Source organism: Streptomyces geranii (assembly GCF_002954775.1).
In the GTDB taxonomy this organism is placed as follows: Bacteria; Actinomycetota; Actinomycetes; order Streptomycetales; family Streptomycetaceae; genus Streptomyces; species Streptomyces geranii.
Genome location: NZ_PJME01000014.1, coordinates 192,511 through 205,794, shown reverse-complemented (window position 1 = coordinate 205,794; position 13,284 = coordinate 192,511). Strand labels below are relative to the sequence as shown.

The following is a 13,284-nucleotide window of genomic DNA, read 5'->3' as shown; positions in this document are numbered from 1 at the left end:
CCGCACCGGCCGTCCCATCCGAGGCGGAACCAGCAGCGGCTCGATCACTGCCCATGCCTGATCAGTCAGCTCATGACGACGCACCACGAACAGACCAACGCGCCAACCACTTTGCGGACACGACCTAGGTGGACGACCTGGTCGCATTGCAACATGTGCAACGTCCTTTGCATGTCACGCAAAGGCTCGGCAGGATGTGAGGCATGAGCGCCTCACCCGCCCCCTCCGTCCTCGATCTCGCCCCCGTCATCCCCGTGGTCGTCGTCGAGGAGTTGGGCGATGCCGTGCCGCTCGCCCGGGCGCTCGTCGCCGGGGGGCTGCCCGCCATTGAGGTCACCCTGCGTACGCCTGTCGCCCTGGACGCCGTTCGGGCCATCGCCGACGAGGTGCCGGGCGCCGTGGTCGGCGCCGGGACCGTCATCTCGCCCGCGCAGGTGTCCGACGTGCTGGCGGCCGGGGCGCGCTTTCTCGTCAGCCCGGGCTGGACCGACGTACTGCTGGAGTCGATGCGGGCGTCCGGGGTGCCGTTCCTGCCGGGGGTGTCCACGGCCTCGGAGGTCGTGGCGCTGTTGGAGCGCGGCGTGTCGGAGATGAAGTTCTTTCCGGCGCAGGCCGCCGGCGGGACCGCCTATCTGAAGTCGCTGTCCGGGCCGCTCCCCCAGGCCCGGTTCTGCCCGACCGGGGGGATCGGGCCCGCCAACGCACCCGACTACCTCGCGTTGCCCAACGTCGCCTGTGTGGGCGGGAGTTGGATGCTTCCTGCGGATGCCGTCGCCGCCCGCGACTGGGGTCGGGTCGAGGCGCTGGCCCGCGAGGCAGCCGCCCTCAAGTAGGTGGTGGCGCGGCTCAGCGCAGGTGGGACGTGTCGTTGAACAGTCGTACGCTCGCGTTGCCGTCCGCGAAGTACGCCACCGTCGACAGTGAGGCCGCCGAGAGTTCCATGCGGAACAGGGACTCGGGCGGGGCGCCCAGGGCCAGCCGGACCAGGGTCTTGATCGGGGTCACGTGGGTGACCAGCAGGACCGTACGGCCCGCGTACGCCGCCACCAGCTTGTCGCGGGTGACCGCCATCCGGCGTGCGGTCGCCGCGAAGCTCTCGCCGCCGCCGGTCGGTTCGGCCTCCGGGTCGGCCAGCCAGGTGTTCATGTCGTCCGGGTAGCGCTCGCGCACCTCGCCGAAGGTCAGGCCCTCCCACGCGCCGAAGTCCGTCTCGCGCAGGCCGTCGTCGATCGTCACGTCGAGGCCGAGGCGGGTCGCGACGGCGGCGGCGGTCTGGCGGGTGCGGGTCAGGGGGGACGCGACGATCGCCTCGATCGTGCCGCGCACGGCCAGCGACGCCGCCGCCCGCTCGGCCTGGTCCCGGCCCACGTCCGAGAGGGACGGGTCCGTGCCGCCGCTGCCCGAGAAGCGTTTCTGGGGGGTGAGGGGGGTTTCGCCGTGGCGGAGCAGTACGAAGGTGGCGGGGGCGCCCATGTCCGCGGGGGCCCAACCTGTGCGGGGGGTGGCTACTTTGCCTGCGGCGCGGGCGTCGGCTTCGGCTTTCGCCTCAGCGGTAGTCGTCGCGGTTGCGGCCGGTGGGGGCTGGTCGCGCAGTTCCTCGCGCCCCTTGGGTTGCCGGCCTGAGCCCGCGATCCATTGTTCGCCGCGCTTGCCCGCGTCCATCGCCTCGTTGGCGAGCCTGTCCGCGTGCTTGTTCTGCTCGCGCGGGATCCACTCGTACGTCACCTGCACGACCGGGAACACCATGGCGGCCTCCGCCGCCAGCGGCTTCATGGCCGGGTGCTTGATCTGCCAGCGGCCCGACATCTGCTCGACGACCAGCTTGGAGTCCATCCGGACCCGGATCGCGGCGGTCGGGTCCAGTTCGTGGGCCGCGCGCAGGCCGGCGATCAGGCCCCGGTACTCAGCGACGTTGTTCGTGGCGACGCCGATGTACTCGGCCGTCTCCGCCAGTGTCTCGCCCGTGGCCGCGTCGATGACGACCGAACCGTAGCCCGCGGGTCCCGGGTTGCCCCGGGAACCGCCGTCCGCCTCGACGATGAACTCCCGCACGCCACAAGCTCCTTAGCTACCCGTTGGCTATCCGTTCGTGGGTCTAGAGACCCGACTCCGACGTACGCACCAGGATGCGGCGGCAGTTCTCGCAGCGCAGTACGGCGTCCGGAGCCGCCGCCTTCACCTCGTTGACCTCGGTGATGTTCAGCTCCAGGCGGCAGCCCTCGCAGCGGCGCTGGTAGAGGCGCGCGGCGCCGACGCCGCCCTGCTGCGCGCGCAGCTTGTCGTACAGCTTGAGGAGGTCCTCGGGGACCGAACCCGCGATGACCGCGCGCTCCTTGGTCACCGTGGCGCCCTCGCCGTCGAGGGTCTCGTACGCCGCCTCGCGCCGCGCCGTCGCGTCGTCGATCTTGCCCTGGACGGCGCCGACCCGCTCGGTCAGCTCGGCGACCCGCTCCTGGGCGGACTCACGGCGCTCCATGACCTCAAGGACGACGTCCTCCAGGTCGCCCTGCCGCTTGGCGAGGGAGACGATCTCGCGCTGCAGGTTCTCCAGGTCCTTGGACGAGCTGACGGCGCCGGAGTCCAGGCGCTGCTGGTCGCGGGTGGCGCGCTGGCGCACCTGGTCCACGTCCTGCTCGGCCTTGGTCTGCTCGCGGGCGCAGTCGCTCTCCTCGGTCGTCGACGCCACCAGCAGGTCGCGCAGCTGGGTGAGGTCCTTGGTCAGCGACTCGATCTCGGCGTGCTCGGGCAGCGACTTGCGCTTGTGCGTGAGCTGCTGGAGGCGAACGTCGAGGGACTGGACGTCGAGAAGGCGGATCTGGTCGGCGGGCGCGGCGTTCAGTTGGGGGCTCCCAGTGCTTCAGAGGTGGTGGTGGACGCCGCGTGGGCGGTCCAGGGGTCGGTGACCGTGGCGGAGACGTGGACCCGCAGGCCCCAGCCGTGCCGGTCGGAGATCTCGTCGAGCTGGGCGGCGGCCAGCTCGCACCAGGGCCACTCGGTGGCCCAGTGCGCCGCGTCGAGCAGCGCGAGGGGCTGGTGGTTTCCGTCGGTGCTTTGGGCGCGGGCCTCCGAGACCGGGTGGTGGCGGAGGTCGGCGGTGAGGAAGGCGTCCACACCGGCCGCGCGTACGTCGTCGAAGAGGCTGTCGCCGGAGCCGCCGCTGACGGCGACCGTGCGGACGAGGGCCTCGGGGTCGCCCGCGACGCGGATGCCCTGCGCGGTCGCGGGCAGCCGTTCGGCGGCGCGGGCGGCGAACTCGCGGACGGTCAGCGGGTGGTCCAGCTCGCACACCCGGCCGAGGCCGCGTCGGCCCGCCGGGTCGGCGGGGTCCGGGACCAGGGGGCGTACGACCCGCAGGTCCAGGGCGCCGGCGAGGGCGTCGCTGACTCCCGGGTCGGCGCGGTCGGCGTTGGTGTGGGCGACGTGCAGGGCGATGTCGTGCTTGATCAGGGTGTGCACGACGCGGCCCTTGAAGGTGTCCGCCGCGACCGTCGTCGTACCCCGGAGGTAGAGCGGGTGGTGGGTGACCAGCAGGTCGGCGCCCAGCTTCACCGCCTCGTCGACGATGTCCTGGACGGGGTCCACCGCGAACAGGACCCGTGAGACCTCCTGGTCGGGGTCGCCCGCGACGGTGCCGACCGCGTCCCAGCTCTCGGCCCGCTCGGGGGGCCAGAGGGCGTCGAGCGCGGCGATGACTTCCGACAGACGGGGCACAGACAGACGGGGCACGAACGCAAGGCTACCTGGCTGGTCCGTACGGCTGAACCGGTGCGGCTCTCCCGTTGTCGCCCCGGTCCCGGCCAGCACACGCGCCACCGTTTCCTCAGGTGAATCGTTACTTGGCCACCCTTATGTGTGAAGTGGTCGCCGCCCGGTCCCACGTCTGTACGTGCGATAACTAGTTTCGTCGCCGGAGGTGACCGATCGATGACGGCCTGTGCGATCGAACCCGGCACGGAGGACGGGTTGTCCCCGGCGGCGGAGTGCGTGATCACCGCGGACGGTGCCTACGCGGCCCGGCTCGCGCGCAGCGGCGACTCCTGGTTCCCGGAGCGCTGGACGCTCGACGGACCCGAGCCGTACGCCGTACCGCTGCCCGGCAACCAGCCCGAGGAGCCCGGCACGCAGGTGCTGCCGATGGGCGACGGGCGGGTGCTGATCCACCGGCTGGTGGACGGCAGGCACACCTTCGCGCTGCTCTATCCGACCGGGCCCGGCACCGGCGAACTCCCCCTCGGCGCCGTCGAGTGCCCCGACCCCGCCACCCCGCTGCGGCTGCTGCCCCCGGCGCCGGGCGGCGACCGCGCGTACGCCCTCGCGCTGGGCCGGCGTTCGACGACGGTGTGGCTGGTCGCGGGCGGCGCCTTCGGGCCCGAGTACGTCACGGAGGTGCCCGGGCGCTGCTCGGGCGGGGTCTGGCTGGACCGTACGGGGCGGCTGCTGGCCCTTGACCGGGAGGTCGGGGGGCGGACGAAGGCGGTCGTGGTCGATCTGGAGCGGGACGGCGAGGTGTCGCCGCTGCTGCAGATCTCGGCGGACAGCGACGACCGGCTGCTGCTCGCGGACGCGGACAGCGGGCTGCTGCTGATCGGCTCGGACGCGCCCGCGCCGGGCGGGCCGCAGCGGCTGGGCTGGGGGGTGCTCGGCAGCACGCTGCCGGTGCGGTTCCCGGAGTGCCTGCGGATCGACGGGTGCACGCTGACGCCGTTCGCGATCCAGCCGGGGCAGGTGCTGACGCCGGAGGGGTGCGGGGTCGCGCTGCGGGTCGAGGGGGCGGCAGGAAGTTGGGTGGGCGTGTGGCGGCCGGCCGGGCGACGGGTGCGGCATCTTCCGGCGCCGGAGGGGTGGTTGCGCGGGGTCGGGCTGTGGAGCAGGGACGGGGAGCTTCAACTGCCGTACGCGACGGGGGAGGTGCCGTGCGGGGTGGCCCGGGTGCGGGTCGAGACGCGGGACGACGCGCAGGGCGACGCACGGGACGGGGAGCCCGAGGTGAGCGCTCCGGCGCCCGTCATGGTGGCCCGGCCGGTGCCGTTGCAACAGGCGCCGCTGGCACGGGTCGTGGCGAAGAGCGGGAAGCCCGGTAACGAAGTGACGACGCTTGTAACGAAGTAGTCCCGGTCGGCGCGTGCGGCTCGTGTCACCCCGATCTGTGCCGGTTAAGATCGTCCGGCTGTTAGAAAGATCATGTTGACGGGGTGAACCATTCCGATGAACGACGCAAGCATCACGCACCCGCTGTCCGCCGATGCCCAGGAGGGCACGGGTCACGGAGGCGGCCACGGCAAGCACCGGGGTCCGGTCTCGGTCCACAACGACGAGGCGACCCCGAACGGCCGGCACCGCAAGCCGTCCGAGCAGGCCGACAACAGGGCCTGACGGTAAGCAGGTTCGGCACGGCTCCGCCCCTCTCGTACGGGCGGAGCCGCTGCCGTCTCAGGCACGTTTGAGGCCGAGCACCTCCGCCGCCGCGAACGTCTCGCCCGGGGGCCGCTGCGCGTAGTGCGGGGTGAGGAGGGCGTCCAGTTCGTCGTAGGTGAAGGTGTCCTGCTTGCTGTCGAACTTGGCGGCCACCCGGGGGCGTTCGACGACGGCGACCATGCCACCGTGGACTACGAGGAGCTGGCCGTTGACGTGTGCGGCGGCCGGGGACGCCAAGTAGCCGACGAGCGGGGCGACATGCTCGGGGGCGAGCGGGTCGAGGCCCGCCTCGGGTTGGCCCAGGCCCTGGAAGACGTCCTCGGTCATCCGGGTCCGGGCGCGGGGGCAGATCGCGTTCGCCGTCACGCCGTACTTGGCGAGGGCGAGGGCCGTGGAGGTGGTCAGGCCGACGATTCCGCCTTTCGCGGCGGCGTAGTTGGGCTGTCCCGCCGAACCGGCGAGGAACGCCTCCGAGGACGTGTTCACGATCCGCCCGTACACCGGGGCGCCGCTCGCCTTGGACCGCCCCCGCCAGTGCGCGGCGGCGAAGTGGGTCGTGTTGAAGTGGCCCTTGAGGTGGACCCGGATGACGGCGTCCCACTCCCCCTCCGTCATGGAGAAGACCATGCGGTCGCGCAGGATGCCCGCGTTGTTGACGAGGACGTCCAGTTTGCCGAACTCGGCGATCGCCAACTCGACCAGTTCCCGGGCCTGTTGGTGGTCGGCGACGTCTCCGGTGTGGGCGACCGCCGTGCCGCCCGCCGTGCGGATCTCGGCGACGACCTCCTCGGCGGGGGTGGCGGACGCCTCGCCCGAGCCGTCCCGGCCGGGCTGACCGTAGTCGTTGACGACGACGGCCGCGCCGAGCCGGGCCAACTCCAGCGCCTCGACCCGGCCGAGCCCGCGCCCGGCGCCGGTGACGATCGCGGCGAGCCCATCGAGTGGCAGTGACATCCACAGTCCTCCGGCTTCAGCTGTCAGATCTCGATGCACGTACGCAGCGCGGTCCCCGTGCGCATCTGGTCGAGGGCCTCGTTGATGCCGGAGAGCGGCACCCGGTGCGTGATGAGGCCTTCGAGGTCGACGCGGCCGGCCCGCCAGAGGGCGATCGTGCGCTCGTAGGAGCGCAGTACGTCGCCGCCGCCGTACATGGACGGCAGGATGCGCTTCTCGTCGAAGAACAGCTCGAACATGTTGAGTTGGAGGTTGTCGTCCATGGCGCCCGCGCCGACGACGACCATCGTGCCGCCGCGCCGGGTGGTGTCGTAGGCGGTGCGGGCGGTGGCGGAGCGGCCGACGACCTCGAAGACGTAGTCGAACCCCTCGCCCGCGGTGAGCTGTTGCTTGGCGTCGGCCAGCTCCTCCGGTGAAACCGCCTTCGTGGCACCGAACTTGAGCGCGGCCTCCCGGCGCGACTGGACCGGGTCGACGGCGACGATCTCGGCGGCGCCCTGGAGCCGGGCGCCCTGTATCGCGGAGATGCCGACGCCCCCGCAGCCGATGACGGCGACCGACGAACCGGCCTGCACGGCTGCGGTGTTGATGGCGGCGCCGAGTCCGGTGGTGACCCCGCAGCCGATGAGCGCGGCGATGTCGAAGGGCACGTCGTCGGGGATGGGCACGGCGCAGCCCGCGTCGACGACGACCTCCTCGGTGAAGGTGCCGGTGCCGGCCATGCCGAAGACATCTCCGCCGGGGCGGCGGAAGTTGGGGGTGCCCGCGTTCATGAACCCGGCGAGACACAGCTCGGTCTGGCCGCGCTTGCAGGCGGGACAGACACCGCAGGCGGGCAGCCAGCAGACGACGACCCGGTCACCGGGCTTCAAGTGGGTTACCCCGTCCCCGACTTCGAGGATCTCGCCGGCGCCCTCGTGGCCGGGGACGAAGGGCGCGGGCTGCGGCAGTACGCCGTTCATGGCGGAGAGGTCCGAGTGGCACAGCCCGGTGGCCCGTACCCGGATCCTCACCCTGCCGGGGCCGAAGCCCACGGCCTCGACGTCGTCGAGGACGTCGAGCTTGTCCTGCCCGATCTCGTGCAGTACGGCTGCGCGCATCACGCGGCTCCCTTCGGGACGTACGGGAATGTGCTCGGTTCGAGGTTGGGGGGTTAGGGGGGTTGGGGGGGTTGGGGGTGGAGAGCTGGAAGGCTGGAGCTTCAAGCCAGGGGCGTGCGGTTCATACGGTGTGTTCGACGACCGTGTCGGCCAGTACCGGCGCGTCGTCCCGCTCTACGGCGGTGACCGACACCTGGACGCGGTCCGGTCCGGGCGTCCACATGCGGATGCGCAGGGTCTCGCCGGGGAACACGATCCCGGCGAAGCGGGTGCGGTAGGCGCGGACCCGGGCGACGTCGCCGCCGAGGACCGTGTCGACGACCGACTTGAGGGTGATGCCGTAGGTGCACAGCCCGTGCAGGATGGGCCGGTCGAAGCCGGCGCGGGCGGCGAACTCGGGGTCGGCGTGCAGGGGGTTCCAGTCGCCGGAGAGGCGGTAGAGCAGCGCCTGGTCCTCGCGGACGGTCCGCTCGACGACCTTCACGGGGTCGCCGTCGGGCGCCGGGAGCCGGGTCGAGGGGCCGCGGTCGCCGCCCCAGCCGCCCTCCCCCCGTACGAAGATCTGCGCGTCGCTGGTCCACAACGGCCCGTCGGTGTCGGCGACTTCGGTGCGCATGACGAGGATGGCGGCGCTGCCCTTGTCGTACACGGCGGCGATGCTCCCGGTGGCGCGTGCTTTGCCCGCGACCGGGATCGGGCGGTGCACCTCGATGCTCTGGCCGCCGTGCAGGACGTGGGCGAGGTCGACGTCGACGCCGGGCATGGAGAGGCCGCTGATCACGTCCGGGGAGTCGTTGCCCGCGACGGTGGCGAAGCTGGGCAGGACGTGCAGCCGGGATTCGAGGGTGTAGCGGAGTTCGCCGGGATCGGTCGCGGGGACGCCGGCGCCGATGCCCAGGTGGTAGAGCTGGACGTCCTTGCGGCCCCAGGCGATCTCTGCGGACCGGGGTTCGGCGGCGACGGCCTTGGCGGCGTCAATGGGCATGGGGCTCCTGATCAACTGGCCGGGAACTGACGGCGGTCTCGCGGGACTGAGACCTCGGTACGGTCGTCCGCACCGTCGGCCGCACCGAGGTCGTTTCGGGCCGTTCTAGAACGCGTTCCAGTCCGGCGCCCCCTGTTGTATAGCCGAGCGGTCCTGAGTTGTGAAGGCTCCTGACGCCTCGTCAGCTATGTGTCGAGGGGCGGAGAGAAGCCGGGAGGCACCCGGGTCCACCGGGCCGGGACATTTGTCCTGCCGGAGTCCGCACATCGGTCTCCGCCCGGCCCGGCGATCGCTTCGTACGCCTTTGCCCACGTTCAGGATGCGAGAGGCCGCCCGCCGGGCTGTGGAACGACGGGCCGAGCGGACGCGCGGGCGAGCGGGTGCGGCTGAGCGTCGAGGACGACGGCACCGGCGTACAGCCCACGCCCGTGGGATCCTCGCGACCCGGCGTCGGCGGCACCGGGCTCAAGGGGCTCGGGGAGCGCCTGGCGGCGGCGGGCGGTTCGCCGGCGGCGGGGCCGGTGCCCGGGGGCGGGGTTCCTGGTGACCGCCGGGCCGCCCTTGGACGTACCGCCCGTGGAGCTGTCGTCCGCCCAGCTCAGCGCGCACATCCGTCCTACGCTGACCCCGTGAACGAGATGCCCCGGGACCACCGTCCCGCGAAGTCCGTCAGGGTCCTGCTCGCCGAGGACCAGGGAATGGCGCGGGGCGCCCTCGCCCTGTTGCTCGGGATGGAGCCGGACCTCCAGGTCGTCGCCCAGGTCGGGACCGGCGACGAGATCGTCGACGCGGCGCTGCTGCACCGCCCGGACGTGGCCCTCCTCGACATCGAGCTGCCCGGCATCAGCGGCCTCGAAGCCGCCGCCCTGCTGCGCGACGAGGCCCCGGACTGCCGGGTGCTGATCCTGACCACCTTCGGCCGCCCGGGCCATCTGCGCCGGGCCATGGAGGCGGGCGCCGCCGGTTTCCTGGTCAAGGACGGTCCGGTGGAGGAGCTGGCGGCGGCGATCCGCCGGGTGCTGACCGGCGAGACGGTCGTCGACCCGGCCCTGGCCGCCGTCGCGCTCAGCGCCGGGCCCGATCCGCTGACGGCTCCGGCTCCGGGCGGGGGCGATACCCATGGGAAGGTCAAGGATTAGTTAGTTAATAGTTAGTACGCCAAAACATCGGAATAGTTGCCCAGGCGCACAGGTTCAACCAGCACGTATCCCCGTCCCACCGCGCTCGACCCTGCCTGGAGGCTCCACCCCATGACGCATGAAACCGGTAGAAGGGGCGGAGCCATCGTCCCGGTGCTCGCCTTCGCGGGCATCGTCGTCGCGGTCATGCAGACCCTGCTCGTCCCGGTCATCAAGGACCTGCCCCAGCTGCTGAGCACCTCGCCCAGCAACGCCACCTGGGTACTGACCTCGACCCTCCTCTCCGGAGCCGTGGCCACGCCGATCATGGGCCGCCTCGGTGACCTGTACGGCAAGCGGCGGCTGCTGATCGCCAGCCTCTCCGTGATGGTGGTCGGCGCCCTGGTCAGCGCGCTCACCAGCGACCTGCTGACCATGATCGTGGGCCGTACCCTCCAGGGCTTCGCCATGGGCGCCATCCCCCTCGGCATCGGCCTGATGCGCGACATGCTCCCCCGCGAGAAGCTCCCCTCGGCGATGGCCCTGATGAGCTCCTCCATCGGCGTCGGCGGCGGCCTCGCCCTCCCCCTCGCCGCGCTGATCGCCCAGCACTCCGACTGGCACGCGCTCTTCTACGGCGCCGCGGGCCTCGGCGCCCTCGCCATCGCCCTCACCCTGTTCGTCGTACCGGAGTCCCGGATGCGCGCGGAGGGCACCTTCGACGTGCTCGGCGCGATCGGCCTCTCCGCCGGCCTGGTCCTCTTCCTCCTGCCGATCACCAAGGGCAGCGACTGGGGCTGGACCTCCGGCACGACGCTGGGCCTGTTCGGCGCGTCCGCCCTCGTACTCCTCCTGTGGGGCGTCCTGGAGCTGCGCCTGAAGGCCCCCCTGGTGGACCTGCGGACCACTGCCCGCCCGGCGGTGCTGTTCACCAACCTCGCCTCGATCATGGTCGGCGTCTCCTTCTACGTCGTCTCGCTCGTCCTCCCCCAGCTCCTCCAGCTGCCCACCTCCACCGGCTACGGCCTCGGCCAGTCCATGGTCACGGCGGGCCTGATCGTGGCACCGCTGGGCCTGACGATGATGTTCACGGCCCCGGTCTACGCCCGGCTGTCCGCCAAGTACGGCCCCAAGGTCACCCTGGTCCTCGGCCTGCTGATCATCGGCATCGGCTACGGTGCCGGCCTCGGCCTGATGACCGCCGCCTGGCAGTCGGTGGTCATCGCGGTGGTACTGGGCGCGGGCATCGGGCTCGCCTACTCCTCCCTTCCTGCCCTGATCGTCGGGGCGGTCCCGGCCTCCGAGACCGGCGCGGCCAACGGCCTGAACACCCTGATGCGTTCCATCGGTACGTCGGTGTCGAGCGCCGTCATCGGGATGGTGCTGGCCAACACCGCGAACCATGTGGGCGGGGTCGCGATCCCGACCATGCACGGGTTCCGGGTGTCGTTCGTGATCGCGACGGGGGCGGTGGCGATCGGGCTGGTGCTGGCGCTGTTCCTGCCGGGGCGGCGGCGGACTGTGGGCGGGCATCAGCTGCTGGCCGGCAGCGAGGAGGCTGTGCTGGGCGCGGGGGCCGGCTCCGGCGCCGGGTTCCGTGGGCGGGTGCTCGGGGCCGACGGGGTGCCCGTCGCTCGGGCCAAGGTCACCTTGATCGACCAGCGGGGGCGGCAGGCGGGGGCGACGTTGTCCGCGTCGGACGGGAGTTATGTGCTCGCGGTTCCGTCCGACGGGGCGTATGTGCTGGCCGCACGGGCTTCCGGGTATGGGCCGCATGCTTCGTCCGCGACGCATGCGGGTCGTGGGGACGGGCCGGTCGATGTGGACCTCTCCCTGCCCGAGGAGACCGTAAGCGCCTAGGCGCTGCGCGCCCGGCGCGGGGTTGTGTGTTGGCTGCGGGCCGGACGTGGCTGGTCGCGCAGTTCCTCGCGCCCCTTTGCGGGCGCCCCTGGTCATTCCGGCACCCACGTTGTGCGGCAGCATGGGGGTTCCCGCACGCACGTACGACTGAGAGGACCCCCCATGGCCCCCACCGCGCCCAAGCCCGAGATTCTGGACGCGTTCGAGGGGGCCAAGGGGTTCATGCCCGCCGACGAGGGGCTCGCGCTCTACGCGGCTGCCGTCGAGGCGGGTGCGTTGGGGCTGCCGCTGCTCGAAGTGGGGACGTACTGCGGGCGGTCCACGATTCTGCTCGCCGATGCCGCTCGGGCGACCGGGGTCTCGGCGGTCACCGTCGATCACCATCGGGGCAGTGAGGAGCAGCAGCCGGGGTGGGACTACCACGACCCGGAGACCGTCGACCCGGTGCTCGGGGTCATGGACACGCTTCCCCTCTTCCGGCGGGCCCTGCACCGGGCCGGGCTGGAGGACCACGTGATCGCGGTCGTCGGACGGTCGCCGCAGGTCGCGCGGGTCTGGAACTCGCCGCTCGGGCTCGTCTTCGTCGACGGCGGCCACACCGACGAGCACGCCACCGCCGACTACGAGGGCTGGGCCCCGCATGTCGCCGAGGGCGGGCTCCTGCTCATCCACGACGTCTTTCCGGACCCCGAGGACGAGTTCACCGGCCAGGCCCCCTACCGCGTCTACCTCCGTGCCCTCGCCTCCGGCGCCTTCACCGAGGTCTCCGCGACCCGCTCGCTGCGTGTGCTGCGGCGAACGGGAGCCGGGGTCTGAGGCCGGTTAGAGTCGCTGACGTGTCCTACGCAGGCCCCGGCTTCGAGCCGTCCCAGCCCCCTCGTTCCTTCGTGCGCCGTCCGCTGGCCGTCGCCCTCGCCGTGCTGGTGCTGGGCGGCGGAGGGTGGTTCGTCTGGGGGGCCGTCGCCGACGACGGTGGTGGGAAGGAGGGCAGTTCGGCCGCCGACGACTACTCGCCCCTCTCGCCCATCGGGACGCCCGGCATCGTCGTGCCGAGTGAGGCCGCCGCGCCGCTCGCGGGGAAGGTCGTCGTGATCGACCCGGGGCACAATCCCGGGAACTTCACGCACACCGCCGAGATCAACCGCAAGGTGAACATCGGGACGGGCTCCAAGGAGTGCGACACCACCGGTACCGCCACCAACAGCGGGTTCACGGAGGCCGAGTTCACCCTCGATGTCGCGCGGCGGCTGCGGACGGTGCTCGAACAGCTGGGCGCCACCGTGAAGTTGACCCAGGACGGCGGCAAGACCGACGACCGGGCCTTCGGGCCGTGCGTGGACGAGCGGGCCCGGATCGGGAACGCCGCGCGTGCCGACGCCGTCGTCTCCATCCACGCGGACGGGAGTTCGGCCGGCAACCGGGGCTTCCATGTGATCCTGCCGGGTGTTGTGGACGAGGGCGCCGCCGACACCCGGCCGATCGTCGCCTCCTCCAAGGTGCTCGGCGAGGACGTCAAGGCCGGGTTCGCCCGCGAGACCGGCTCCGCGCCCTCCAACTACATCGGCGGCGGCACCGGTCTCGACACCCGTACGGACCTCGGCGGTCTCAATCTGTCAACGGTTCCGAAGGTGTTCATCGAGTGCGGCAACATGCGCGACAGCAAGGACGCCGCCCTGCTGACCAGTGGGGTCTGGCGGGAGAAGGCGGCCGAGGGGATCTCTGAAGGAATCGTGAGTTTCCTGCGCGGTTCGTGATCAACGCGTGCATCCCGGCGGACAGTCCGCTCGGACGGACGATAATGTCGTGCCCCTACGAACGATCGATTGACGACGACACGACCTACGAAGGACCT

At 71.9% G+C, this 13,284-nt stretch carries 13 protein-coding genes and 1 pseudogene; 7 read left to right on the top strand and 7 right to left on the bottom strand.

Going from position 1 to position 13,284, the window contains the following annotated elements; genetic code table 11:
• Window positions 1-203 precede the first annotated feature (203 nt).
• Window positions 204-833, top strand: coding sequence for a bifunctional 4-hydroxy-2-oxoglutarate aldolase/2-dehydro-3-deoxy-phosphogluconate aldolase (gene eda / locus CW359_RS20965; RefSeq protein WP_105971563.1), 630 nt, complete (start codon window positions 204-206; stop codon window positions 831-833).
• 13 nt (window positions 834-846) lie between these two features.
• Here eda and CW359_RS20960 read toward each other — a convergent pair whose 3' ends face one another.
• The 3 genes from CW359_RS20960 to CW359_RS20950 are packed head-to-tail and all read right to left on the bottom strand — an operon-like array spanning window position 847 to window position 3,711.
• Window positions 847-2,052, bottom strand: a complete 1,206-nt coding sequence (locus CW359_RS20960) for a bifunctional RNase H/acid phosphatase (protein ID WP_105971562.1) — start codon at window positions 2,050-2,052, stop codon at window positions 847-849.
• A gap of 43 nt (window positions 2,053-2,095) precedes the next feature.
• A complete protein-coding gene (locus CW359_RS20955; RefSeq protein ID WP_105971561.1) occupies window positions 2,096-2,839 on the bottom strand; it encodes a zinc ribbon domain-containing protein in 744 nt (247 codons plus the stop codon).
• The gene (locus tag CW359_RS20950) at window positions 2,836-3,711 is read right to left on the bottom strand and encodes a Nif3-like dinuclear metal center hexameric protein (protein WP_105971560.1); all 876 of its coding nucleotides are present in this window, start codon (window positions 3,709-3,711) and stop codon (window positions 2,836-2,838) included. The genes CW359_RS20955 and CW359_RS20950 overlap by 4 nt, the downstream gene beginning before the upstream one ends.
• 213 nt (window positions 3,712-3,924) lie before the next feature.
• On the opposite strand from CW359_RS20950, the gene CW359_RS20945 reads away from it, so the two are divergent.
• Window positions 3,925-5,109 carry a hypothetical protein gene (locus tag CW359_RS20945; protein ID WP_105971558.1) on the top strand — a complete coding sequence of 395 codons (1,185 nt, stop codon included), beginning with the start codon at window positions 3,925-3,927 and terminating at the stop codon, window positions 5,107-5,109.
• Between the two features lie 96 nt (window positions 5,110-5,205).
• Window positions 5,206-5,373 (top strand): hypothetical protein, encoded by a 168-nt coding sequence (locus tag CW359_RS45905; RefSeq protein ID WP_198655307.1) that lies wholly within the window; start codon window positions 5,206-5,208, stop codon window positions 5,371-5,373.
• Window positions 5,374-5,430: 57 nt separating this feature from the next.
• Here the strand turns inward: CW359_RS45905 and CW359_RS20940 are convergent, their stop codons facing one another.
• From CW359_RS20940 to CW359_RS45355, 4 genes are all read right to left on the bottom strand, one after another.
• Window positions 5,431-6,369: a 3-oxoacyl-ACP reductase gene (locus tag CW359_RS20940; protein ID WP_198655306.1), complete on the bottom strand. Its 939-nt coding sequence runs from the start codon at window positions 6,367-6,369 to the stop codon at window positions 5,431-5,433.
• 23 nt (window positions 6,370-6,392) lie between these two features.
• Window positions 6,393-7,469 carry a Zn-dependent alcohol dehydrogenase gene (locus tag CW359_RS20935; protein WP_105971556.1) on the bottom strand — a complete coding sequence of 359 codons (1,077 nt, stop codon included), beginning with the start codon at window positions 7,467-7,469 and terminating at the stop codon, window positions 6,393-6,395.
• A gap of 121 nt (window positions 7,470-7,590) precedes the next feature.
• Window positions 7,591-8,454 (bottom strand): MaoC/PaaZ C-terminal domain-containing protein, encoded by an 864-nt coding sequence (locus tag CW359_RS20930; protein WP_105971555.1) that lies wholly within the window; start codon window positions 8,452-8,454, stop codon window positions 7,591-7,593.
• A 314-nt stretch (window positions 8,455-8,768) separates the two neighbouring features.
• Window positions 8,769-9,065: a hypothetical protein gene (locus tag CW359_RS45355; RefSeq protein WP_157968602.1), complete on the bottom strand. Its 297-nt coding sequence runs from the start codon at window positions 9,063-9,065 to the stop codon at window positions 8,769-8,771.
• A 27-nt stretch (window positions 9,066-9,092) separates the two neighbouring features.
• Between CW359_RS45355 and CW359_RS20925 the strand changes: the two are divergent.
• The 4 genes and pseudogenes from CW359_RS20925 to CW359_RS20910 all read left to right on the top strand — a co-directional run.
• Window positions 9,093-9,545 (top strand): annotated as a pseudogene (locus CW359_RS20925) (response regulator); the annotation flags it as partial.
• A 159-nt stretch (window positions 9,546-9,704) separates the two neighbouring features.
• The gene (locus CW359_RS20920; protein ID WP_105971554.1) at window positions 9,705-11,432 is read left to right on the top strand and encodes an MFS transporter; all 1,728 of its coding nucleotides are present in this window, start codon (window positions 9,705-9,707) and stop codon (window positions 11,430-11,432) included.
• Window positions 11,433-11,594: 162 nt separating this feature from the next.
• On the top strand, window positions 11,595-12,248 hold the full coding sequence (locus CW359_RS20915) for a class I SAM-dependent methyltransferase (protein ID WP_105971553.1): 654 nt from the start codon (window positions 11,595-11,597) through the stop codon (window positions 12,246-12,248).
• Between the two features lie 20 nt (window positions 12,249-12,268).
• Entirely contained in the window at window positions 12,269-13,186 is a 918-nt protein-coding gene (locus CW359_RS20910; protein WP_105971551.1) for an N-acetylmuramoyl-L-alanine amidase, read from the top strand.
• The last annotated feature ends 98 nt before the right edge of the window (window positions 13,187-13,284 follow it).

What these genes read in the sequence shown, in the direction of transcription:
- eda (WP_105971563.1), top strand. Translation starts at nt 204, where the DNA reads ATGAGCGCCTCACCCGCCCCCTCCGTCCTCGATCTCGCCCCCGTCATC.
- CW359_RS20945 (WP_105971558.1), top strand. Translation starts at nt 3,925, where the DNA reads ATGACGGCCTGTGCGATCGAACCCGGCACGGAGGACGGGTTGTCCCCG.
- CW359_RS45905 (WP_198655307.1), top strand. Translation starts at nt 5,206, where the DNA reads ATGAACGACGCAAGCATCACGCACCCGCTGTCCGCCGATGCCCAGGAG.
- CW359_RS20940 (WP_198655306.1), bottom strand. Translation starts at nt 6,369, where the DNA reads ATGTCACTGCCACTCGATGGGCTCGCCGCGATCGTCACCGGCGCCGGG.
- CW359_RS20935 (WP_105971556.1), bottom strand. Translation starts at nt 7,469, where the DNA reads ATGCGCGCAGCCGTACTGCACGAGATCGGGCAGGACAAGCTCGACGTC.
- CW359_RS20930 (WP_105971555.1), bottom strand. Translation starts at nt 8,454, where the DNA reads ATGCCCATTGACGCCGCCAAGGCCGTCGCCGCCGAACCCCGGTCCGCA.
- CW359_RS45355 (WP_157968602.1), bottom strand. Translation starts at nt 9,065, where the DNA reads ATGTGCGCGCTGAGCTGGGCGGACGACAGCTCCACGGGCGGTACGTCC.
- CW359_RS20920 (WP_105971554.1), top strand. Translation starts at nt 9,705, where the DNA reads ATGACGCATGAAACCGGTAGAAGGGGCGGAGCCATCGTCCCGGTGCTC.
- CW359_RS20915 (WP_105971553.1), top strand. Translation starts at nt 11,595, where the DNA reads ATGGCCCCCACCGCGCCCAAGCCCGAGATTCTGGACGCGTTCGAGGGG.